Below are 21707 nucleotides of genomic sequence, written 5' to 3' on the forward strand. Positions count from 1 at the left end.
GGCAGACGACAGGAGCACTCAGGTTCCCCTTGCACTCGGCCCGGCGGCGGCGATACTACGCCCGCATTCCCGGCCGCTGCAATCGAGGAGTCTGCCCATGAGCCGCTACAAACGCCTGATGATTAAGCTCAGTGGGGCGGCAATGGGCAGTGGCGGCGGCATCTTCGACAAGGACGCGATCGAGCATATCGTCGCCGAAGTCGTCTCGGCGGTCGAATTGGGCTGCGAGGTGGTGATCACCGTCGGCGGCGGCAATATCTTTCGCGGCAATATCGCCGAAACCTGGAAGATCGAACGCGCCGAAGCCGATAATATGGGCATGCTCGGCACCGTCATCAACGGCGTCATGCTGCGCGCCGCGATCAACGCCCGCACCGATACCGATGTGCGCGTGATGACCGCGATCCAGATCAACCAGATCGCCGAGCCCTATATCCGCCTGCGCGCCGCCCGGCATCTGGAGAAAGGCTCCATCGTCATCCTCGTCGGCGGCATCGGTCAGCCCTATGTGACGACGGATTACCCCTCCGTTCAGCGCGCGCTGGAACTGCGCTGCGACGCTATTCTGGCGGCCAAGCATGGTGTGGATGGCGTCTATACCGCCGACCCGAAGAAGTTTGCTGATGCCAAGCGCTATCGCAGCATTTCCTATGACGAAGTGATCGGCCAGGATCTGCGCGTTATGGATCAATCGGCCATGCTGCTGGCGCGCGACCATAATCTGCCCATCCACCTCTTTAATTTCGACAAGCCGGGCTGCATCAAGCGCATCTGCTTGGGCGAAGACGTGGGCACCTATGTGGGGCCGGGGGCGGGGCTCGAACTCGTCTAACCCAGCCCCTCCCAAGGGTTAGCGCTTCTGCTGCTCCACCTCGAAGCCTGCATCGGCCAGGGTCAGCAGGCCCTGGAACTTATCGTAAGGCTCGGTGATCGTCGCCAGCGTCTGCTTCAAGGTGCGGACGATCTGACGGGCGGTGGATTTGTCGCCGATTTCATTTTCCGCCAGCGCAATCAGCCCAAGGGCAGCGACCCGTTCGGTCATCGGCATTTCGTTATTCTGCGTCGAACGGTCGTAGGCGGCGATGGCTTCCCGCACATGATTACGCGCGGCGTTCATATCCTGCGCCGCAGCAGCAGCACGGGCTGCGTGGGCGCGGGCGAGGGCGATATCCCCCGGCTTGCTGATCGCCGCGAGGGCGGAGGTCAGGGCGGACAGCGTATCGGCGGCGGAGGCTTTATCGTTCAGCTTGCCTTGTGCTTGGGCGATCAGCGCCAAGGCGGCGATCTGTTCCCGCCCCGCCGGGAGAGTCGATGTATCGCGCAGGGCTTGCAGGAGCAGCGGGCGGGCGCCATCCACCCCGCTGGCGTCGGCCATGATCAGCCCGAGATAGCTGAAGGTATTGGCGCGCGTCGGCCCATCGGTCACGGTCTGCATCGCCTTTAGCGCCTCATTGGCAAGCTGGACCGAGCTTTGCGGGTCACGCATATCAAGATAGGCTTGGCTGAGAATAGCGAAGATCGTTGCCGGGCCGAGGGCGGGCGGTGCCGCCGGTCCCGGCTCGTTGATTAACAGCACGGCATCGCGCGCCAGCACGCGGGCGCTCTCCTCGTCACCATAGCGCGCCTGGGTGCGGGCGAGGCGGGCGACGGCCAGGGCGCGCCACCAGCGCGGCAGGGAGGAGCCTTTAAGGTCGAGCAGCATGGTGCTGGCGGTCTTCACCGCTTCCGGCCCGTCGCCGCTGGCGCCCCGCACGGCCTGCGCCTGGGCGGGGGCGGTGATCCCGCTGATCCCTACGCCCGCCACTCCCAAAACCCCCGCCAGCAGCAAACCGCCAGCCTTTCGAACGACGCCGAAACCCATTGTGCGTTACCATCCTCTTGCGCGCCGCAGCGATGGCGCCTATGTCGCTTCCATACCCTTTGTGGAGTAAGCGGAAGATCATGCCTGCCAGCACCCTATCAGACCGCGCGCTGATTGTCGTCACCGGCTCGGAGCGGGTGAGTTTTCTCAATGGCTTATTGACCAATAACCTCGGCCCGGTGGAAAGCGGGGCGGCGGTCTATGCCTGCCTGCTGACCCCGCAGGGCAAATATCTCTTCGATTTCTTCATCCGAGCGGAGGGGGATCGGTTACTGCTCGAGGTCGATGCCGCCCGCCGGGCCGATTGCCTGCGCCGCCTGTCGCTCTACAAGCTGCGCGCCGATGTAACGCTGGCGGCGGAAGATGGGTATAAAGTGCTGGTGGGTTTTGACGGGCCGGTCCCGGAGGGCGGGATTGCGTTCGCCGATCCCCGTCACCCCAACCTGGGGTGGCGTTGCTGGTGGCCCGTCTCGGAACCGCCGCCGCCTGCGGAAGATGCCGAAGCCTATCACCGCCACCGCATCGGCCTGGGCGTGCCGGACGGTAGCCGCGATCTGGAGCCAGACCGCTCGATCCTGCTGGAATTCAACCTCGATAGTTTCAACGCCATCGACTTCGCCAAGGGCTGCTATATCGGCCAAGAACTGACGGCGCGGACCAAATATCGCGCGGTCTTGAAGCGCAAAGCCCAGCCCGTCCGCCTGACCGGCCCGGTGCCGCCGCCGGGCACGCCGATCTTAGCGGGGGAGAAGGAGGCGGGCGAACTACGCTTCGCCGTTCCCGGCCTTGGTCTTGCGCTGATCCGGCTGGATGCCGACCCAGCGGCGGGGCTGACGGCCGATGGAACGGCCGTCACCTTAATGGCTTAGCTTCAGCCCGATAATCCCGGCCACGATCAGCCCAACGCAGGCGAGGCGCATTACCGTTGCCGGTTCCCCCAGCAGGGCAATGCCGAGGATGACGGTGCCAACCGTGCCAATGCCGGTCCAAACCGCGTAGCCGGTGCCGACCGGTAGCTCCTTCAGCGCCAAGCCGAGGAAGCCGACGCTGAGGATCATGCTGATGACCGTGCCAACGGTCGGCCAAAGGCGGGTGAAGCCATCGGTATATTTCAGCCCGATGGCCCAGCCCACTTCCAGCACGCCTGCGACCAGTAGATACAGCCACGCCATGATCCGTTCTTTCTGCCTGAGAAATCCCTCAGGCAATCAAGCGCAAGGGCGGGTAGCGGTCAAGGGCGGGCAGGGTTTCGGTTAGCCCCCAGGTTTCTTTCGCGAGGCTGCCGATATAGCGCTGCATCGGCATGGTGTGGATTAAGTCGCCTGCCTGCAATTGGGTGAGGCTCGGCGCCTCGCCCTTCACGCCGCCCGCGATCTGACCGCCCAGCACGAAATGCGGCGCAGCCGTGCCGTGATCGGTGCCAGCGCTTTTATTCTCCCCGGCCCGGCGCCCGAATTCGGAATAGCTGGCGATCACCAGCCGGTCCCAGAGGCCCTGTTCCTTGGCGAAGGTCCGTAGGGCCGCGAGACCCGAGGCGAGTTCGCCCAAGAGGCGCGCGTGGGTGCCGAGTTGGTTCACATGGGTATCGAAGCCACCCAGGCTGAGTTTCGCCACGGCAATGCGGCTATCGGCGGCGAGCAGACGGGCAAGTTCGGCGCATTGCTTGCCGAAACCATGCTGCGGGAAAGCGGCGAGGCGTTTCTCCAGAGCCTCGTTCCCCTCGAGCTTTTTCAGGTCTTCGGCGACGCCCTGCGCGACCTGCCCGGCAATCGCCTGGGTGGTCAGCAAATGTTGAAGCGCCGGGGTTTCCGCAGTTGTGGCCTGATTTGCGGGCAGGGCGAGGCCGCGCCGGGTGAAGTTCTTGACCGAGTCCATCACGACAAAACGCCGGGGGGCTTGGCTATCGCCCGTCGCGGTCGGTAGCAGCGGGCCGAGCACGGGGCGCCCGAAGATCACCCCATCGGCATCGCCGGACCGCGGATGGTGGGCCGCAAACAGGCGCGAAACCCAGCCTTCCGGGATCACCTCGTCCGACCCCGACGCGGCGTCCCAGATTTCAATCGAGCGGAAGTGCGAATGATTGGGCCGCTCGTAGCCGATACCTTGGACGATGGCGAGTTCCCCCGCCTCCCAGGTGCCGATCAGCGGTGTCAGCGCGCTATGTAGCGCGGCATCGCCGGTGATCGTCACCAATTGATCGACGGGCAGGCCGAGGGTGGGGCGCAGGGCGCGGTAAGCATCGTCCCGATAGGGAACGAGCGTATTCAGCCCGTCATTGCCGCCTTGCAGTTCCACTAGGATCAGCATGCGCTGCCAGCTTCCGGGGGCTGCCGCGAGGCTAAGATTCGGGATCAGCGCCCCGCAGGGCAGAATGAAGGGGGCGAGCGTGGCCGATAGGCCCCGCAGCAGGCGGCGACGGCTTGGGTCCATCTTGGTCATGGCATCCACTCCTATTTCACCTGATACGCGGGATCGCGCAGAATCCCGTCGAGGTCGGGGGCAATACTATTGGCGGGAACGGGGACCGCCGGGGCGGGGGGCAGCGGTTGGCGCGGCGGCAGGGCCAGTAGCGCGACGGTCAGCGGCGCTTTGGCACGCAGCCCGTCGCCCGACAGGCTTTGCCCCCGGATCAACCGATCGACGACCTCACGCCGTTGCAGCAGCGTATCGGTATTGATCCAGGCGGTGCCGCCCGGCCAGCCGCGCACGGTGGGCGGTTCGAAAATATCCTGCCCCAGGCGGCGCACCTGCTCCACGGCTTGATCGGGTGGCAGGTTGGTCAGCCCCAGCCGGTGAACCGTGCCGACAACAAGATCGACCGGCGATTTCACCAGCGTGCCGCGATTTTGTTCGCTCCAGAAGGCGTCCGAGGTCAAAAGGTCTGCAAGGGCTTGGTCGATCCGCCAATCCCCGGCAAAGCGGGCGGCGATGGGTGCCAGGGTTTTCTCGTCCGGCATGTCGGACACAAACTCCTGCCAGAGTTTGCCGACGACGAAGCGGGCGGTTTGCGGATCGTTCAGCACCAGATCGAGGATATCCTGCCCGTCGAAAGGGCCGGATTGGCCGAAGACCTGCTTCACTTCTGGGTCGATGGCGCCGGGGTTCAGTTTGAACTTGCCCGTCGGCTCGTCCACCGTCCAGCCCGCGAAGGCGCGCGCGGCCTGTTTGATATCGTCTTCCGAATAATGGCCTTCGCCCAATGTGAAGAGTTCGAACAGCTCGCGGGCGAAATTCTCGTTCGGTCCGCCTTTGCGGTTCTGGGTCGTGTCGAGATATTTCATCATCGCCGGGTCGCGGGCGGTGGCCGTTAGCAGACCGCGAAAATCGCTGGTCCCGAGGCGGCGAAAGGTCAGATTTTGCCGGACCAGCGCTTCGGGATCGCGCACCTTATTGAAGCTGGAAACGAAATGATTGTGCCAGAACAGCACCATGCGTTCGGTCAGCGGCGAGGGGGTGGCGAGCATTTCCTGCATCCACCACGCCTTCATGGCGCGGCCTTGGGCGGAAATCTTCTCCTCCCAAGCTTTGCGCTCCTCGGCGGGCATCTGGCCGATGCGGGTAAAGTCGGCCCGGTCTTGGCCAACGAACGCCGGTAGCGGCGTGACCGGCGTGCGCCGCAGGCCGCTGATCAGGCTTTCAACCGCCTCAGCCCGGCTCAGCGGGGCAAAGCGGGCGAAATCCTCCGGCGTCGCGCCGAAACCGGTGCGGTCCAGCAGGTGCCGGGTGTCGGCGGGGGAGAGTGCTTTTGCAGGTAGGGCGAGCAGCGGGGCGATGACCAGACCCAGCCAAGCCGTTTGAGAGCGGCGCGGGGACAGCGAAACCATCATGCCTCCTTCCTATCGGAAAGCTACGTTAACGCTTTCTTTACCGATGGAGTGTGGCGAGAATCGGGTAGGCGTGCGAATTTTGACCTTTTCTGATGTGTCCTCTTGTTATCGTGATGGCTCATTCGCATTCTGATGGTGAAGTAAGGAGGCGCCGATGGCCGAACCGCAATTATCCGTCCGAAGTGCGAAAGCCCGCGATCTGGCGCATCGTCTTGCTCAGCGGGAACAGCGGACGATTGCCGAAATCGTTGAACGTGCGCTTGAGAGCTACGAGAGCCGGGAATATGGGCACGAACCCGCATCGGCCTTTTACGCGCGTTTGACCGCAACGGCGGGTACGGATGTCGATCTTGATGCAATTTTGCAAGAGAACCGCAGACCGTATCAGGGGCCGGAGTTGTGATTTTTCTCGATACCAATGTGGTTTCGGAAACACTGCGTAAAACGCCAGATACTGGCGTTATTGCTTGGCTGATTCGCCATGATGCCGAGTTAGCCCTATCAACCATCGTCATCGCAGAAATCGCCTATGGGATCGCCAAAATCCATCCCGATCAGCGGGCACGTCGCTTAGATCAGGGCCTCAGGGATTGGCGGCATCGTTTTACGGATCGGCTCTTTGGCTTGACGGAGCAGGCGGCGCTTGCCTATGGCGACATCATGGGAAAGGCCGCTCGGCAGGGCGTCCCTATGTCGGTTCCCGATGGTCTGATCGCTGCGATTGCCAAGGTCAACGGCGGACGGTTGGCAACCCGGAATCTAACCGACTTCAGAACCACTGGACTTGAGCTAATCTCCCCCTGGAATAGCTGACGTTCCAAAAACACAAAAAGCGGCCGAAGCCGCTTTTCGGTGGCCGGAAGAGACCAATCTTACGCCGAGGTATTGACCTGCGCGCCCGCGTCACCCTTGGCAACGCCGACCATCGCCGGGCGCAGCAGGCGGTCGTGGATGCGGTAGCCGACTTGCAGCACCTGCACCACGGTCCCGGTCGGCTGCCCGGTGTTCGGTACTTCGAACACGGCTTCGTGGAAGTTCGGGTCGAAGGTCTGGCCCATCGGCTCGATCCGCGTCAGGCCGCGCCGGTCGAAGACGGCCAAGAGTTCGCGTTCGGTCGCTTCGACGCCAGTGACCAGCGCTTTGACGGTTTCATCTTCCGACGGCGGCACGGCATCCAGCGCCCGGCGCAGATTGTCGGCCACCGACAAAAGATCGCGCGCGAAGGACGAAACGGCGTATTTTGAGGCGTCTTCCCGGTCGCGTTCGGCGCGGCGGCGGGTGTTTTCCGCTTCGGCCAGGGCGCGCAGCGCTTGGTCTTTCAGACCGGCGATTTCGGCCTGCAGGGCGGCGATAACATCAGCGGGATGCGGCTGCTGATCGCCGGTGGGGATGGTTTCGGTCTCTGCCACCGTTTCCGGCGACTCGGTCGTATCGGACATGGGTCTCTCCTGGTTCTAGGGCGCGGGTTAGCGCAAAATTCGGCCAATCAGCTTGGCGGTATAATCGACCATCGGAATGATGCGGGCATAATTCAGCCGGGTAGGGCCGATAACGCCGATCGCGCCGATGATCTGGTCGCGGGCGTTTGTATAGGGGGCGAGCACGACGGAGCAACCCGCTTGCGCGAACAGCGGGTTTTCCGCCCCGATGTAGATTTGCACCCCCTCGGCCAGATGGGCGGCTTCGAGTAGCCGTAAGGCCCCTTCCCGCGCTTCAAGGGCTTGGAAGAGGCCGCGAATCCTCTCGAGATCGCCGAGGGCGGTAACATCTTCCAGCAGATGCGCCTGGCCGCGCACGATCAAATAGCCGTCGCTGCGATCAGCGGTGCTATCGGCCCAAACGGCCAACCCCTGCTCGACAAGGCGGGAGGTGAGACTATCGAGATCAGCGCGCTGGGCCGCCATCTCTGCCGTTACCACCGCCCGGGTTTCGCTAAGCGTATGGCCGCCCGTCAGCCGGGCATTGAGGTAGTTGCTAGCCATCGTCAGCGCCGAGGGCGGCAGACCGGGGGGCAGGTCGAGAATGCGGTTTTCCACCTGCCCGTCAGTGCTGACCATCACCACCAGCGCCCGACCGGGGCCGAGCGGGATGAATTCAATATGCTGCAAAGCGCCTTCGCGCTTCGGCGCCATCACGAGGCCCGCACAGCCGGAGAGACCGGAGAGGGCGGAGGAGGCTTCTTCCAGCACCTGTTCCAGCGACCGGCCCCGTACCGCGCATTGCGCATCAAGCGCCCGACGTTCATCGGGCGTGATCGCGCCGACTTCCAGCAGGCCATCGACGAACAGCCGTAGCCCCGCTTCGGTCGGCACGCGCCCGGCGGAGGTATGGGGGGCATAGAGCAGGCCGAACTCTTCCAGGTCCGCCATCACATTCCGGATGGTGGCAGGCGATAGGTTGGTGCCGAGGCGGCGCGACAGGGTGCGGCTGCCAATCGGCTCCCCGGTTTCCACATAGGCATCGACGATATGCCGGAAAATCTCACGGGATCGGTCGTTCAGTTCCGAAATAACCGACACCATGCCGCCTATACGTCCTTTCATGTGAATGCAGTAACCGAGGTAAATTTAGGAAGCCGCACCGCCAGCGTCAATCGTCCCCCGGTTTGCTGCGGCGGGCGAGCGGGTGATGGGCATTGACCATCGCTTTGAGGCGCGGCGCCGCGACATGGGTATAAATCTGCGTTGTGGCAATATCGGCATGGCCCAGGAGGGTTTGCACGGTCCGCAAATCCGCCTCCCCCTCCACCAGATGGGTTGCGAAACTATGGCGCAGGACGTGGGCGGAAACGCGCTTCGGGTCGATCCCTGCCGTTACTGCCAGCGCTTTCAGGGTCATCGTCACCCAGACCCGGCTGATCGGCTTAGCCTCCCCCTTTTGCGGAAAGAGATGGGGGGAGGTTTGTTTTTCGGCGAGGAACTGCGGGCGCAGCGGCAGGTAGGCGGCCAGCGCGGTTTGGGCGGCGGGGGTCAGCGGCAGCAGCCGGTCTTTCTCCCCCTTGCCGCGCACGGTGATCATATCGGGCGGCGGGCTATTGCCACGCGGGCGAAACGGCGCGAGCGGCAGGGTACAGAGTTCGCTGACGCGCAGCCCGAGACCATAGATCAACTCGATAATCAGCTTAAGCCGCGTTGCCTCCGGCTCTGGGCGGGCGGAGGCCGCTGCCAGCAAGCCATCGATTTCGGCTTCCGACAGAAGTTTCGGCAATGGGCGCCCAAGGCGCGGCATTTCAAGGGCGGCGGATGGATCGTCGGCCCGGCGCCCGTCAAGGGCAAGGAAGCGGTAGAACTGCCGCAGGGCAGCGCGGCGTCGGGCGGCGGTGCGAGCGGCATAGCCTTCCTGGCCAAGCTGCTGAAGATAAGCGCCAAGATCGGCAGCGCTCGCGGTCAGCAAATCGCGTGCCCGCAGCGCCAGAAAGCGCTCGGCAGCCGCCAGATCGTCCCGGTAGGCGCGCAGGGAATTGGCCGAAAGGCCGCGTTCGGCCAGCAGCATCTCGAAAAACGCATCGAGATGGGCGCCGCTGCTCATAGCCCGGCCTGGATGATGCTTTCCAGCGCCAGGGCGCGGGCAGTATCCTCTAGCCCCGCATAGCGCAGGGCGGCGGTGAGGGCGTTGAGGCGCAGCGCCTCCCCCGGTTTTGGGGTATTGCCGTCCGACAAGATCAGGCTGAGGGCCGCGACCTCGCCGACCCGGCCCGCTAAGGCCGCGGCCCGTAGCCGTAGCCAGCCCGCCGCATCGGCAAAACTCTCGCCCGTGCGATGGGTGGGCGCGGCGAGGAAATCCCAGGCATAGGGCGGCAGCGGTTCTTCCAGTCCATCGAAGGCGGCGAAGACGAGGCTCATCAGCGCCGGGTCGGGCGCGGGCGGGGTTTCCGCCCAATCTTGCAACAAGGGGGTATCGAGCAGCGCCGCTTCCTCGCCAAACGCCAGGCGGGCGAGAATGGCAAGGCGGGGCAGATCGGCGCGGGCGCCCGCGTCTTTTTCGGCAGCCCGGCGCAGCAACGACACCCACGGCGCGGCCAGCCGGGGCGTATCGCCCAGCAGTAGGGCGCGGGTGATGATCGAGGCCTGCGGCACCGCCCCCGGCAGGACCGGCAGGGCGCGCAGCAGCGGCGCATAGAGTTTGGCGGCCAGCGGCAGCAGGCCCGCGCGTTGGGCGCTCATCAACGCATCAGCGAGAGCGACGACTTGCTGCGGCGGCTGCGTGGCCCTCAGCAGCGCAACATGGGCGGCGGCGCGGTCTTGCCCGGCCCCGACCTCCCGATACAGTCGGTCGAGCACGGCGAGCGGCAGGGCACCGCGCAGCGCGGCGGCTTCGGCGACGGGCAACCGCTGGGCGGCGGGAACGGTTGGCGCGTCGGCCAGCAGGGCAAAGCCCGCCCCCATCCCGTCCAATGTTTCGGCCTTGGGCGGGATCAGCCCATAGGTGCGCAGCACCACGGCAGACGGAACGGAAATCGGCTGCCCCTCCGGCCACGGCAGATCGGCCAGCGATTTGGTGCTGCCCAACCGTTCGGCCAGCATCGACAGCAAGGGGTTGAGCGCGGTCTGGTCGCGCGTTTGTTTCAGCAGCGCTGCCGCCTCTTTCGCTTGATCGCGGATCAGCAGGCAGGCGATACGCACCCCCAGCCAGAACCCATCGTCCGGCCCCTGGCGTTGGTCCTGGCGGGCACAGGCGTCTTCCGGCTGGCCGGACGTGAAGCTGCGCAAGACCTGCGCGCGGATCAGATCTTCCTGGGTCAAGCGCCGCGACGGCACGCGCGCCAGGATGGCATCGACCGCCGGCCCGTCGCCCCATTGGGCGAGCGCGATCAACCTTGCGCCCAGCAGGGCGCCCGCATCGCTGGGCTGGATCGGCGGGCCGGGCGGCAGATCGGCTTCGACCGTCATCAACCGCCGCGCCAACGACCGGAGCGGCACCGACGGAATATCGCGCGGCAGCCGTTGCAGAAACTGCGCCAGCGTTTGGCGGCTGGTATCCTGCCACAGATCGGGCGGCAGGGGCGGCGGCGCGGTCGGGTCGGTGACCGGCGGCAGCCCCAAAGCATCAAGATCGGCAGGCGGTAGACTGGCCCCTTGGGCGGCGCCGGTCAGCAGAACCAGCAGCAGGGCCGCCGTTCGGGACCGGCTATTTTGCCAGTTTTTCATTCGGGATTTGTTTTTCGATCGGGGTTTTCGGGGCCGGGATCGAAACCGTTGCGAAGAGAACGAAGGCGCCTACCAAGGCCAGGGCCAGAATTCCGCCGACGATCATTCCCAAACGCGCCATTCTCACTCCTCCATCCCTGCGGGGGCGGGTTTTCCTGTTGGAAAATTACTCCGTCCTCCGTAGGTCTTACCGGCGCTGACGGCCGGTCTTTCCTGTGATGCGGGCTTGTTCGCCCGCAGTCTCCCGCGCATAGTGGGGCAACCACTGAATTCTCGCAATGCGAAGACGTTTTTTTGATGGCCCGTTCGACCGATCCTGACTCCGCCTCCGCCCGCCAGGGCCGATTTGTGCCAGCGCGCACGGTCGTTCTAGTCGGATTAATGGGATCGGGCAAATCTTCGGTGGGGCGCCGCTTGGCCCAACGGCTGGCATTGCCGTTCCGCGATGCGGATATCGAGATCGAACAGGCGGCGGGCCAGACAATCCCAGAGATTTTCGCGACCCACGGCGAAGCGCATTTCCGCGATGGCGAGCGCCGGGTGATCGCCCGCCTGCTGGAGGAGCCGGTGCATGTGCTGGCGACCGGCGGCGGCGCCTTTATGGATGCCCGCACGCGGGACGCGATTACGGCGCGGGGCATTTCGATCTGGCTGCGCGTTGATCTCGATGAATTGGTTCGCCGCACCGCCCGCCGCAATCACCGCCCGCTGCTGAACCAGGGCGACCCGCGCCAAATCCTGGCCGGGTTGATGGAACAGCGCTACCCCGTCTATGCCGATGCCGATATTACGGTTGATGGCGGCGCGGGTGACGTCGAAGAGATGACGGAGCGCGTGTTGAAAGCCCTGACCGCCTATTGCCAGTCCCAGTTTCCCGCGCCGAGCGAGTAGAACCATGTCCGTCGATACGCTAACTGCTGCCGATCCTATCCGCCTTGAAGTTGCCTTGGGCGAGCGCGCTTATCCTATCCTGATCGGCGCGGGGCTGCTGGAGCGGGCGGGGGAATGGATCGCGCCGTTGCTAAAGGGCCGCCGCCGGGTCGTTGTCATTACCGATACGAACGTCGGGCCGCTGCATCTGCCGCGCCTGACCGCCGGGTTGGCAGCGGCGGGGGTTAGCGTCGATACCGTCACGGTTCCGGCGGGGGAAGGCTCGAAAAGTTGGGCAGGGATCGCCGATCTCGTTGATCGGCTGCTGGACCTGCGCGTTGATCGCGGCACACTGTTACTGGCGCTGGGCGGCGGGGTGATCGGCGATTTGGTCGGCTTTGCCGCCGCTATCACTATGCGCGGTGTCGATTTCGTGCAAATCCCGACGACGCTGCTGGCCCAGGTCGATAGTTCGGTCGGCGGTAAGACCGGGATCAATACCAAAGCGGGGAAAAACCTCGTCGGCAGTTTCCATCAGCCGCGCTTGGTGCTGGCCGATATGGATTGTATCGCCACCCTACCGCCGCGCCAACTGCGCGCAGGCTATGCCGAGATCGTGAAACATACCGTGCTGGGCGATGCGGCGATGTTCGCCTGGCTGGAAGCGGGCGGCGGCGCGGCGCTGCTGGCGGGGGATCGCGCAGCGCTGGCGAAAGCCGTGCGCCATTCCTGCGAAACCAAGGCCACCATTGTGGCTGCCGACGAGCGCGAGGGCGGGCAGCGCGCCCTGCTCAATCTCGGTCATACCTTCGGTCATGCGCTAGAAGCCGAAACTGGCTTTTCCGATACGCTGCTGCACGGCGAGGCGGTGGCTATCGGCATGGTGCAGGCGCTCGATCTATCGGTGCGGCTCGGCCTGTGCCCGGCGGCGGATAAGGCCCGGTTGGTGGCGCATCTTGTCGCCTGCGGCTTGCCGGTCGATCAACAAGCCTGCGGCGGCCCCTTCGACCCGGCAACGCTCGTCGCCCATATGCGCCTCGATAAAAAGGCCAAGGCGGGCGAGCTGACCTTCGTACTCTGCACCGGCCTCGGCTCGGCCATCGTGCGCGATGGGGTGCCGGAAAGCGACGTGCTGCCGGTACTGAGCGAGGCGCATTAAGAAAATGGTAACACTCTCCTCTTGAATTGGACTCCTATTCAACGCAAGTTGATAGGGAGAGCGGGGACAACCCGCCCCATTTTAGGAGGAGAGAGATCATGAAGCGCACCCTCGTTCCGGGGATCGTAAGCGAAACCCAGGCCTTCGCGCCGCTCAGCCCCCAGCAAAGCGTTCAGGAAGCCGCCGAAATGATGGCTGACCGCCGGATTGGCGCGGCGATGGTCGTGGAGCAAGGGCGGTTGGTCGGGATTTTTTCCGAACGCGACCTTCTATCCCGCGTCGTCGCCCAAGGGCGCAACCCGGTGACCACCAAAGTGGCCGACGTAATGACGCTCGACCCGCATACGTTGCCGCCCGACGCTAGCCCGCGCGAAGCCTTGACCATTATGGAAAAGGGCAAATTCCGTCATCTCCCCATCGTCGATGGCGATGATATTGTCGCGATCATCTCGATCCGCGATCTGTTTGCGGCGGTGAATGCCGAACTGACCAAGGATCTGGAACAGCGCGATACGCTGCTCTTCGGTGCAGGCTACGGCGGTTAACGCGGCCCCGGCATCCCGAAGCGGGCGGCGATAGCCCGATGCTCGGGTGAGCCGATAAATCCGGCCAGCGCCGCATCAATCGCCGTTTGCAGCCTAGCGGCCGATTGAGCGACGGCGAAACCGCCCGCTTCCGCCGGTTTTTCCTCTGGGGGAACCGGGACGATTGCAAGATCGGGCGCCGGATGCTGGGCGAGATGACCGGCATGGGCTAAGGCAACGCTGGCATAGGCGTCGGCATGGCCTTGGGCGACGGCCTCGGCTGCGGCGGCATAGGTCGGGAAAACTTCGATCCGCGCCGCCGGGATGCCGAGCGCCAGGGCGGTGCGGTGTTGCACCTGATCGCGGACAACGGCGAGGCGTAGGTCGGTCGCCGCGGCCAGCGCGCGATAGCCGGTGATCGCCGCTGCCTGCGCCCGCCGCACCAGCAGCCCATCGGTCAGCGCCCAGATTGGCTGACTGAACCGCACCCGTTGCTGCCGTTCGGGGGTGATAAACAGGCCCGTCACGATATCCCAGCGGTTTTGCGCTAGCCCCTCCAGCAAATCGGCAAATTCCGCTTCGATGAACGCGATCTGGGGGATGCCGAGGCGCGGCAGCAGGGCGCGGGCGATCTCCACGTCGTGACCGGTCACCGTGCCATCCGCCGTTCGGTAGCAAAAGGGCGGTTCGATGAGATACGCGAAACGCAGGGTTTGGGGCAAAGACATCGGCGGTTCCGGGAGGCGAGGGGATGCGGCGGGGCGCCGTTTCGGGTAAGCTTAGCCCCCATGTATGATGACGTCATCGACCTTCGCGATTTCTATGCCAGCCGCTTGGGGCAGGCGACCCGCCGGATCATCGGGCGGCGCATTCAAGAGTTTTGGCCGGAGGCGGAGGGGCTTAGCGTCCTCGGCCTTGGGTTCGCAACGCCGTACCTGCGCAATTATCGCGACGATACGGGCCGCACGATTGCCCTGATGCCCGCCGCGCAGGGGGTGATGCGCTGGCCGCCGGATGGGCCGAACCGGGTGGCGCTGGCCGATGAAGATGATCTACCGCTGCCGGATGAATCGGTGGATCGGGTGTTGCTGGTGCATGCCCTCGAACGCACCGAACAATTGCGCCCGATGCTGCGGGAAATCTGGCGGGTGATGAGCGGCAGCGGGCGATTGCTGATCATCGTCCCCAACCGGCGCGGCATCTGGGCGCGGCTGGAACGCACACCCTTCGGCGCGGGGTCGCCCTATTCGCCGGGGCAAGTGTCGCGCCTGCTGCGCGATAATCTGTTTACCCCGACGCGCCATAGCCTCGCCCTGTCGCTGCCGCCGTCGAACAGCCGGATGATGCTGCGCCTCGCCCCGGCGTTCGAAGCCTTCGGCCAGCGCTGGTTTCCCAGTTTTTCGGGCGTGATTCTAGTCGAAGCCTCCAAACAGCTTTACGCCATCCCGCCGCTGCGCCGGGCGCCGAAGCGGCGCGGCGCGCTTTTGCCCGTCTTTCCGCAGATTGCCCCGCAACGGCGGGAGGAAGAGGATGCGGAAAAGCCTGGACCTATTTAGTTTCTGATGTAACTATCCGTCCAAAGCCCGAGTTTTGGGAGGAACCATCATGCAAACCCAGCCGGAGGGCGGCTTTACCGCCCCCAATCCCCACCGCCCCGCCGAAACGGCGGCGGATTTTACCATCACCCAGGCCTGGGATGCCTACACGCCGGAGGAACACGATCGCTGGCGGCGGCTGTTCGAGCGGCAGGCAGAGATTTTGAAAGACCGCGCCGCGCCGGAGTTTCTGGCCGGGCTCGACGCGCTCGCCATCGCCGCCGACGGTATCCCCGATTTCCGTCGCCTGAACGACGAACTCTCCCGCCGCACCGGCTGGCAGATCGTCGCCGTGCCGGGATTGGTGCCAGAGGCGATCTTTTTCGATCACCTCGCCCATAAACGCTTCCCCTCCACCTGCTTTATCCGGCGCGAAGATCAGTTCGATTACATTCAAGAACCGGATGTGTTCCACGATGTCTTCGGCCATGTGCCGCTGCTGTCGAACCCGGTGTTCGCCGACTATATGCAGGCCTATGGCGAGGGCGGCCTCAAGGCCCTGCGCCTCGGCACCCTCGACCAATTGGCGCGGCTCTATTGGTATACGGTGGAATTCGGCCTGATCCAGACGCCGCAGGGGCTGCGCATCTATGGCGCCGGGATCGTCTCCTCCGAAGGGGAAAGCCGCTTTTCCCTGGAAAGCGCCGAGCCGAACCGCCTGGGCTTCGACGTGCGCCGCCTGCTGCGCACCCGCTACCGCATCGATGATTTCCAGGAAACCTACTTCGTCATCGACAGCTACCGGCAATTATTCGATGCAACCCTGCCGGATTTCACGCCGCACTATGAGGCGCTGAAAACCTTACCGGAGCTAGAGCCGGGTACGGTGCTGGCGAGTGATCGGGTCTTTACGCGCGGCACTGGGCGGGTGAAGCGGCATTAGGGTTTGAACGCGACCTCCCCCGCCACTAATCGCACCAGCCCGGCCAAGATCGTGCCCGGCTGGTCGCGGTGGGGGGAGTGGCCGACGCCGGGGAGCATCAGGGCTTCGGCGGGGCCAGCGGTGCCCTCGACGATTGCCGCCACTTGGCGGGGCGTACCGTATTCGTCGTCTTCGCCCTGTACGACCAGCAGCGGCGCGCGGATGGCGGGCAGCAGCGCGGTGATGTCCCAGTCGTGGAACTCCGGCGCCAGCCACGTTCGGCACCAGCCCCAAAAGGCGCCATCGACATTCTCGCCGTGCAGGCGCTTCAGGCGGGCGCGCAGGTCGCCGTCGAGGAAGGCTTGTTCGGCGGCGCGGATGCCGGCCCGGCTCATGTCCTCGTTAAACACATGGGCGGCCAGCGTCATCGCGCCCGCCACCCGCTCCGGCGCGAGGGCCGCCGCGATCAGGGCAATCGTACCGCCATCGGAATGGCCGAACAGGGTGACGCGCGGCAGGCCGAGGGCGTTGAGCAGCGGCAATAGGAAGGCTTCCACCTCCCGCGTATGATAATCCGGCTGGCGCGGCAGGGTGACGGGGCTGGAGTTGCCGTAGCCCTCGCGGGAATAGACCAGCACGCCACAGCCGGTGGCGTCGCGGATTTTCTCCGGCAGGTCGCGCCAGATGGCGATACAGCCAAGCCCCTCGTGCAGCATCACGATGGGCGGCGCCTCTGGCCGATGGGACGCGGGCAACCAGCGATATTCCAGCCGCGCGCCGGATAGGGCGATGACGCCTTCGGTTGCCGCGTCAAGCATCGGCCAGCCACTCTTCGATCAGGCGGCGGGCGATGGAATCGGGGCGCGGCGCCACATGCTGGGCAATCGCAGGATCGCGCAATTCCGATAGGGTGAACCAGCGCGCGCTTTCGATTTCCGTGGGGTCCACGGTAATCTCGGTGGTCAGTGCTTCCGCCCGGAACCCAACCATCAGGGAGGAGGGGAAGGGCCAGGGCTGGGAAGCACGGTAGCTGACGGCGCCGACGCGCACGCCCACCTCCTCCCAAACTTCGCGGCGCACGGCTTCCTCCAGGCTTTCGCCGGGTTCGACAAAACCGGCAAGGGTGGACATCATGCCCGGCTGCCACATCGCTTGCCGCCCCAGCAAGGCGCGCGGCTCCGGCCCGGTTTCATCGATCACCAGCATGATGACGGCGGGGTCGGTGCGCGGGAAATGCGGCGTGCCGCACTCCGGGTTCGTGCAGCGGCGGACATGCCCGCCTTCCGCCGAGAGGGTGGGGGCGCCGCAGACTCCGCAGAAGCGCGTGCGCTGGTGCCAGTAGGCCATGCCGCGCCCATAGGCGAGGGTGGCGGCCAAATCTTCGGCCAACCCCGGCCCATAGCGGCGCAGATCGGCCCATTCGGCCCCATGCTGCTCGGCAAAGTTGGTGGCCTGCGCCTCGTCCCAGTCGGTGAGGTCGAGCGCGAAAATCTGCACGCTGTCGTGCCGCCCCAGCAGCACCGTCGGGGCGCGGTCGAACTGGTCGAAACTGACCGCCTGCCCCCCGGCAAAAAGGCTTTTGCCCTGCCAATAGAGATGCCAGCGGGCGCGGGCCGTGCGCCAACCATCGCCAGAAAAACCATCGAACGCCTTGCGGTCCAGCGGGTCGCGGATCAGGCCGGAATGGCTATAAAACAGGGGCTTCATCGGCGTCTCTCGAAAATTCGGGCGCAGTGTGGCGCGATCCTGGCTGCGCCGCAACTGGGCAGCCTGAGCAACCCCCCTTGCGTTTCCCGCATCAACCGACGATATAGAGCCTCGGGAGGTTGGCCACGGGCGATGCCCTCGCCAACCCGGTCAGGTCCGGAAGGAAGCAGCCGTAACGAGTTTCGTGTCGGGTCGTGCCGCCAGCCTCCCACCCGCTTGCCGCCAGCGCTGGGCGCTCTATATACTGCGGTCATCATGACCAGCAAATATTCAGGCCTGACCCAACTAGGGCACGCGACGCAGCAGCCGCAGACCCCCGAAGACGCCATTCTGGAAGCCGTGCCGAACACGCAGGACGTGGATTACGTCGTGCGCTTTGTCGCCCCGGAATTCACCTCGCTCTGCCCGCTGACCGGCCAACCAGACTTCGCCCATCTCGTCATCGACTATATCCCCGGCCCGTCGCTGGTGGAGAGCAAGTCGCTGAAACTCTTCCTTACGTCGTTCCGCAATCACGGGGCTTTCCACGAGGATTGCACGGTCGGCATCGCCCGCCGCCTGGTGGCGACGATCCAACCGAAATGGCTGCGCATCGGCGGCTATTGGTACCCGCGCGGCGGTATTCCGATTGACGTTTTCTACCAAACCGGCCCGGCGCCTGCTGGCGTTTGGGTGCCGGATCAGGCCGTGCCGTCCTATCGCGGGCGGGGGTAGCTACAGTACTCTCCTCAAGATGTTTTAGGGGTATTTCATTTTGGGGAGAGTTTTATGTGGGTTGAGAAAAAGATTCGCCTCACTTGTTGTTTTATGCTGTATGGGTTTGTCATTGGTCAAATTTTTACAGACCTCTGGATGGGGAATGGAATTTTTTATAGTATAGGTATTGATTTTTGTTATTTTTCTTCATGGGATAGTATTTGTTCAAGATATCGTTTTGGTAAATTTCTGCTGGAATTATATTTTTCTTCTTGGGCTCTATGTTTAATTATGGAATCATATTTGTATAAAAAAATAAAAATCCTCTAAAAACCGATTATGTATAGAACTTTTTTGGGGCTAATTCCTTTGAATGCGGCCGCCATTTTTATTATGTACGTAAAATTTAATTTGAAAAAACATAGCGCAGAGGATGTGGTTTTTCTGTTGGTGCCTTTATGCTTTGCTGTCGTTTGGCAGTTTAGAGAAACCTTGAGAGGTGATAACTGGGTCCAGCCATCGCCTCCTCAATCCAAAGAACCGGCTTAAAACGCCCCCGGTTTTCCCAAATCCACCGGGCGCACATCCCCCACCGCAAGGCCGCGCCGGGTTTTGATCGGGGCGGGGAAAATATCCTGGACGGCGATCAGGTCGGCGTCGGTCAGGATACCAAGGGCGCGCAGCACGGCGGCCAGCGCCATTTCGGCCCCGCGCGCGGTACCGTCTTCGACCTTCAGCGCCACGCCCCAACCGCGGTCGCGCAGAATGGCGGTGAACACGCCTTCCGCGCCGACCTTGCAGACGATCTTATGCCCCAGCCGGTCCATCAGCCGCGTGGCGAAGCCGTGGGTGCCGTCCATAAAGAAGGCCTGGGTTGCCATCGCGTCGACCAGACGGCGGATCGCCTCGGCGCGCGCGGCGGGCAGGTGGGACGGGTCGGCGCATTTGGCCATTGCGAGCGCGAGCGATTTCAGCGGCGCGGCGATGGTCGGGATCGAGCAGCCATCGACGCCCCAGGGCTGGGCGAAGAGATCGACCTCCATCATTTCCGACAGGGTTTGCGTGATGCGGTGCTGCACCGGATGATCGTACTCGACATAACCCGCCAGCGGTTCGCCCAAATGCAGGGCGGTGGCGAGAAAGCCTGTGTGCTTACCCGAACAATTATTATGCGCCTGGGTCGGCGTGCCGCCGGAGCGGGCGAGGGCGTAAGCCGCGTCCTCGTCCATCGGCCAATGGCTGCCGCATTCCAGCGCGTCGGGGGTAAGGCCGAGCCGGGCAAGCCAGGCGATCACGGCGTCCACATGGCGGATTTCGCTGCGGTGTGACGCGCAGGCGAGGGAGAGTTCTGCCGGAGAGACGTTAAACCGGTCCGCCGCGCCGCTTTCCACTAGCGGCAGGGCTTGCAGAATTTTGTTGGAGGAGCGGGGGAAGGTGACGCGCCCGCCGTCTCCCCATTCGGCCACCACGCCGCCCGCCGCATCGACCACCACAGCGCTGCCGAGATGGCGGCTTTCCACCAACGGGCCACGGGTGATTTCGGCAAGAACGGGATAAGCGGCGGAAACCATAGGGAATCTCGGTGGTTAAGAAGCGGATTGGCCTAGGATAGGGCCAAAGCCTGTCATCGTCTAGACATTAATCGGAAATAAATAGTTTGTATGGAAGCGCTTGCTTAGGAAATACGAGCATTTGTACCGGTATTTGTTGGTAAATTCGGCATGACAATTGGTTGCAAAATAGACTATCAAAAAGTAAGCCCACGATCCGAAGATGATTGGGGCGGGCTTCAGTGTTGTTTACCGGGAGTATAAAGGGTGAACTATCGCACATTAACGCTTGCATCGGTTTCGATGGCGGCGGCGCTCTTGGCTGGCACGGTCCAGGCCAAGACCTTGATTTTCTGCTCGGAAGGCAGTCCCGAAAACTTCAGCCCGGCACGGGCGACGTCGGGCACCACCAGCACGGCCGCGGCGGAAACCATCTATAGCCGCCTCGTGGATTTCGAGCGCGGTACGACCAACCTCGTGAACTCGCTGGCCGAAAAATATGAAGTCTCGGCCGACGGCAAGGTTTATACCTTCACGCTGCGCAAGGGCGTCAAGTTCCACACCACGTCATATTTCAAGCCGACGCGGACGCTGAATGCCGATGACGTCATCTTCTCCGTCGAGCGTCAGCTAAAGAAGGATCATCCTTTCAATCCCATCGGTGGCGGTAAGTACCAGTATTTCGATGATCTGGGTATGTCGGAAAATCTGGTCAAGATCGAGAAAGTCGATGATCTGACCGTCCGCATGACGATCAAAGAAGCGCTGTCGCCCTTCATCACCAATGTCGCCATGCCGTTTATGTCGGTCTATTCCAAGGAATACGCCGATCAGCTTCAAAAAGCTGGCAAGATGGACGATATCGACCTGAAGCCGGTCGGTACGGGGCCGTTTATTTTTGTCGATTACGTAAAAGACTCGACAATCCGCTATAAAACCAATCCGGACTATTTTGAAGGCAAGTCCAGCCTGGATGGTCTTGTTTTCGCCATTACGCCCGATAGCGCCCAGCGTGTTAACAAGTTGAAGGCTGGGGAATGCAATGTTGCCGCCTACCCCAATCCCGCCGATATCGAGAACCTGAAAAAAGATACGAATCTGAAGGTTCTGCAGCAGGCGGGTCTTAACGTCGGTTACATCGCCTTTAACGTTCAGAAGAAGCCGTTCGACGATAAGCGCGTTCGTCAGGCCCTGAATCTGGCGATCAACAAAAAGACCATCATCGAGGCGGTCTATCCGGGTGGCATTGGTGAAACTGCCAAGAACCCGCTGCCGCCGGTGATCGGCTGGGCCTATAATAACGACGTGAAAGACTATGCGTTCGATCCGGAAGCGGCGAAGAAGCTTCTGGCCGAAGCGGGTGTGCCGGCTGATACGGAAGTCGATCTTTGGGCTATGCCGGTCGCGCGTCCTTACAACCCCAACGCCAAGCGCATGGCCGAAATCGTCCAGGCCGATTGGGCGAAGGTTGGGATTAAGGCAAAGATCGTCTCCTTCGATTGGGCCGAATATCTGAACCGTACCCGTGAAGGCGAGCATCAGACCATGATGCTGGGGTGGACCGGCGATACTGGCGATCCCGATAACTTCCTGTACGAGCTGCTGGGGTGCGGGTCGGCCAAATCGGGCGGTAATCGTGCCCGCTGGTGCAATCAGGCCTTCGAAGATCTGATTCAGAAGGCGCGCAAGACGTCCGACCGTGCGGAGCGCGGCAAGCTGTATAAAGAAGCCCAGGTCATCTTCAAGGATGAAGCCCCCTGGGTTACCGTTGCCCATGCGGTGCAGACCGTGCCCATGTCGAAAAATGTCGATGGATTTAAGGTTGATCCGCTGGGACGCTTTAAGTTCTACGGCGTCTCGATGAAGTAAACCTGCCGAAGTTTGATCTAACCTGGGTCGAGGGTGCTTG

24 protein-coding genes and 1 other RNA gene are annotated in these 21707 nt (G+C 63.3%); 12 read left to right on the plus strand and 13 right to left on the minus strand.

Annotated features, from left to right (window positions below; all coding sequences use genetic code 11):
* The first annotated feature begins 97 nt into the window (after positions 1–97).
* Positions 98–832 (plus strand): UMP kinase, encoded by a 735-nt coding sequence (gene pyrH / locus CHR90_RS13610; protein ID WP_094409560.1) that lies wholly within the window; start codon positions 98–100, stop codon positions 830–832.
* An 18-nt stretch (positions 833–850) separates the two neighbouring features.
* Here the strand turns inward: pyrH and CHR90_RS13615 are convergent, their stop codons facing one another.
* Entirely contained in the window at positions 851–1861 is a 1011-nt protein-coding gene (locus tag CHR90_RS13615; RefSeq protein ID WP_094409561.1) for a hypothetical protein, read from the minus strand.
* Between the two features lie 80 nt (positions 1862–1941).
* On the opposite strand from CHR90_RS13615, the gene ygfZ reads away from it, so the two are divergent.
* Complete coding sequence (gene ygfZ / locus CHR90_RS13620; protein WP_170941410.1) at positions 1942–2730, plus strand: CAF17-like 4Fe-4S cluster assembly/insertion protein YgfZ; 789 nt, start codon at positions 1942–1944, stop codon at positions 2728–2730.
* Here ygfZ and sugE read toward each other — a convergent pair.
* From sugE to CHR90_RS13635, 3 genes are read right to left on the minus strand one after another with little or no spacing between them, the layout of a single operon-like run.
* Positions 2719–3033 carry a quaternary ammonium compound efflux SMR transporter SugE gene (gene sugE / locus CHR90_RS13625; RefSeq protein ID WP_094409563.1) on the minus strand — a complete coding sequence of 105 codons (315 nt, stop codon included), beginning with the start codon at positions 3031–3033 and terminating at the stop codon, positions 2719–2721. The genes ygfZ and sugE overlap by 12 nt on opposite strands.
* Positions 3034–3061: 28 nt before the next feature.
* Positions 3062–4300, minus strand: a complete 1239-nt coding sequence (locus CHR90_RS13630; protein WP_141210957.1) for a DUF1501 domain-containing protein — start codon at positions 4298–4300, stop codon at positions 3062–3064.
* Between the two features lie 11 nt (positions 4301–4311).
* Positions 4312–5688 carry a DUF1800 domain-containing protein gene (locus CHR90_RS13635; RefSeq protein ID WP_094409565.1) on the minus strand — a complete coding sequence of 459 codons (1377 nt, stop codon included), beginning with the start codon at positions 5686–5688 and terminating at the stop codon, positions 4312–4314.
* Between the two features lie 154 nt (positions 5689–5842).
* Between CHR90_RS13635 and CHR90_RS13640 the strand changes: the two genes are divergently transcribed.
* Together CHR90_RS13640 and CHR90_RS13645 are read left to right on the plus strand one after the other, a co-directional pair.
* Positions 5843–6091 (plus strand): type II toxin-antitoxin system VapB family antitoxin, encoded by a 249-nt coding sequence (locus tag CHR90_RS13640; RefSeq protein ID WP_094409566.1) that lies wholly within the window; start codon positions 5843–5845, stop codon positions 6089–6091.
* The gene (locus tag CHR90_RS13645) at positions 6088–6501 is read left to right on the plus strand and encodes a type II toxin-antitoxin system VapC family toxin (protein WP_094409567.1); all 414 of its coding nucleotides are present in this window, start codon (positions 6088–6090) and stop codon (positions 6499–6501) included. The genes CHR90_RS13640 and CHR90_RS13645 overlap by 4 nt, the downstream gene beginning before the upstream one ends.
* Positions 6502–6560: 59 nt before the next feature.
* Here the strand turns inward: CHR90_RS13645 and grpE are convergent, their stop codons facing one another.
* The 5 genes from grpE to CHR90_RS19455 form a co-directional block, all read right to left on the minus strand.
* Positions 6561–7127 (minus strand): nucleotide exchange factor GrpE, encoded by a 567-nt coding sequence (grpE, locus tag CHR90_RS13650; RefSeq protein WP_094409568.1) that lies wholly within the window; start codon positions 7125–7127, stop codon positions 6561–6563.
* Between the two features lie 27 nt (positions 7128–7154).
* On the minus strand, positions 7155–8210 hold the full coding sequence (gene hrcA / locus CHR90_RS13655; protein WP_094409569.1) for a heat-inducible transcriptional repressor HrcA: 1056 nt from the start codon (positions 8208–8210) through the stop codon (positions 7155–7157).
* A gap of 67 nt (positions 8211–8277) precedes the next feature.
* Entirely contained in the window at positions 8278–9216 is a 939-nt protein-coding gene (locus CHR90_RS13660; RefSeq protein WP_094409570.1) for a tyrosine recombinase, read from the minus strand.
* Positions 9213–10835, minus strand: coding sequence for a hypothetical protein (locus CHR90_RS13665; protein WP_094409571.1), 1623 nt, complete (start codon positions 10833–10835; stop codon positions 9213–9215). The genes CHR90_RS13660 and CHR90_RS13665 overlap by 4 nt, the downstream gene beginning before the upstream one ends.
* Positions 10816–10956, minus strand: coding sequence for a hypothetical protein (locus CHR90_RS19455; protein WP_170941411.1), 141 nt, complete (start codon positions 10954–10956; stop codon positions 10816–10818). Before CHR90_RS19455 ends, CHR90_RS13665 begins: the two co-directional genes overlap by 20 nt.
* A gap of 176 nt (positions 10957–11132) precedes the next feature.
* On the opposite strand from CHR90_RS19455, the gene CHR90_RS13670 reads away from it, so the two are divergent.
* The 3 genes from CHR90_RS13670 to CHR90_RS13680 all read left to right on the plus strand — a co-directional run bounded on the left by CHR90_RS13670 (position 11133) and on the right by CHR90_RS13680 (position 13409).
* Positions 11133–11726 (plus strand): shikimate kinase, encoded by a 594-nt coding sequence (locus CHR90_RS13670; protein ID WP_094409572.1) that lies wholly within the window; start codon positions 11133–11135, stop codon positions 11724–11726.
* Between the two features lie 4 nt (positions 11727–11730).
* Positions 11731–12864, plus strand: a complete 1134-nt coding sequence (gene aroB, locus CHR90_RS13675; RefSeq protein WP_094409573.1) for a 3-dehydroquinate synthase — start codon at positions 11731–11733, stop codon at positions 12862–12864.
* Positions 12865–12962: 98 nt separating this feature from the next.
* Entirely contained in the window at positions 12963–13409 is a 447-nt protein-coding gene (locus CHR90_RS13680) for a CBS domain-containing protein (protein ID WP_094409574.1), read from the plus strand.
* On the opposite strand, the gene CHR90_RS13685 is transcribed toward CHR90_RS13680, so the two are convergent.
* Entirely contained in the window at positions 13406–14116 is a 711-nt protein-coding gene (locus CHR90_RS13685; protein ID WP_094409575.1) for a transporter substrate-binding domain-containing protein, read from the minus strand. The genes CHR90_RS13680 and CHR90_RS13685 overlap by 4 nt on opposite strands.
* Positions 14117–14176: 60 nt before the next feature.
* Between CHR90_RS13685 and CHR90_RS13690 the strand changes: the two genes are divergently transcribed.
* Both CHR90_RS13690 and phhA read left to right on the plus strand, forming a co-directional pair.
* Positions 14177–14944: a class I SAM-dependent methyltransferase gene (locus tag CHR90_RS13690; protein ID WP_094409576.1), complete on the plus strand. Its 768-nt coding sequence runs from the start codon at positions 14177–14179 to the stop codon at positions 14942–14944.
* Positions 14945–14993: 49 nt separating this feature from the next.
* On the plus strand, positions 14994–15866 hold the full coding sequence (phhA, locus tag CHR90_RS13695; protein ID WP_094409577.1) for a phenylalanine 4-monooxygenase: 873 nt from the start codon (positions 14994–14996) through the stop codon (positions 15864–15866).
* Here phhA and CHR90_RS13700 read toward each other — a convergent pair.
* Entirely contained in the window at positions 15863–16663 is an 801-nt protein-coding gene (locus tag CHR90_RS13700; RefSeq protein ID WP_094409578.1) for an alpha/beta fold hydrolase, read from the minus strand. The genes phhA and CHR90_RS13700 overlap by 4 nt on opposite strands.
* Positions 16656–17552 carry an NAD(+) diphosphatase gene (nudC, locus tag CHR90_RS13705; protein ID WP_094409579.1) on the minus strand — a complete coding sequence of 299 codons (897 nt, stop codon included), beginning with the start codon at positions 17550–17552 and terminating at the stop codon, positions 16656–16658. The genes CHR90_RS13700 and nudC overlap by 8 nt, the downstream gene beginning before the upstream one ends.
* 114 nt (positions 17553–17666) lie before the next feature.
* On the opposite strand from nudC, the gene ffs reads away from it, so the two are divergent.
* Both ffs and queF read left to right on the plus strand, forming a co-directional pair.
* An RNA gene (gene ffs, locus CHR90_RS13710) (signal recognition particle sRNA small type) lies at positions 17667–17764 on the plus strand.
* A 43-nt stretch (positions 17765–17807) separates the two neighbouring features.
* Positions 17808–18266: a preQ(1) synthase gene (gene queF / locus CHR90_RS13715; protein WP_212668687.1), complete on the plus strand. Its 459-nt coding sequence runs from the start codon at positions 17808–17810 to the stop codon at positions 18264–18266.
* Positions 18267–18793: 527 nt separating this feature from the next.
* Here queF and CHR90_RS13720 read toward each other — a convergent pair.
* Complete coding sequence (locus CHR90_RS13720) at positions 18794–19819, minus strand: asparaginase (protein WP_094409580.1); 1026 nt, start codon at positions 19817–19819, stop codon at positions 18794–18796.
* A 246-nt stretch (positions 19820–20065) separates the two neighbouring features.
* Here CHR90_RS13720 and CHR90_RS13725 point away from each other — a divergent pair, with 246 nt between their 5' ends.
* Entirely contained in the window at positions 20066–21667 is a 1602-nt protein-coding gene (locus tag CHR90_RS13725; RefSeq protein WP_276526805.1) for an ABC transporter substrate-binding protein, read from the plus strand.
* The last annotated feature ends 40 nt before the right edge of the window (positions 21668–21707 follow it).

The organism is Elstera cyanobacteriorum, assembly GCF_002251735.1.
GTDB classification, from domain to species: domain Bacteria; phylum Pseudomonadota; class Alphaproteobacteria; order Elsterales; family Elsteraceae; genus Elstera; species Elstera cyanobacteriorum.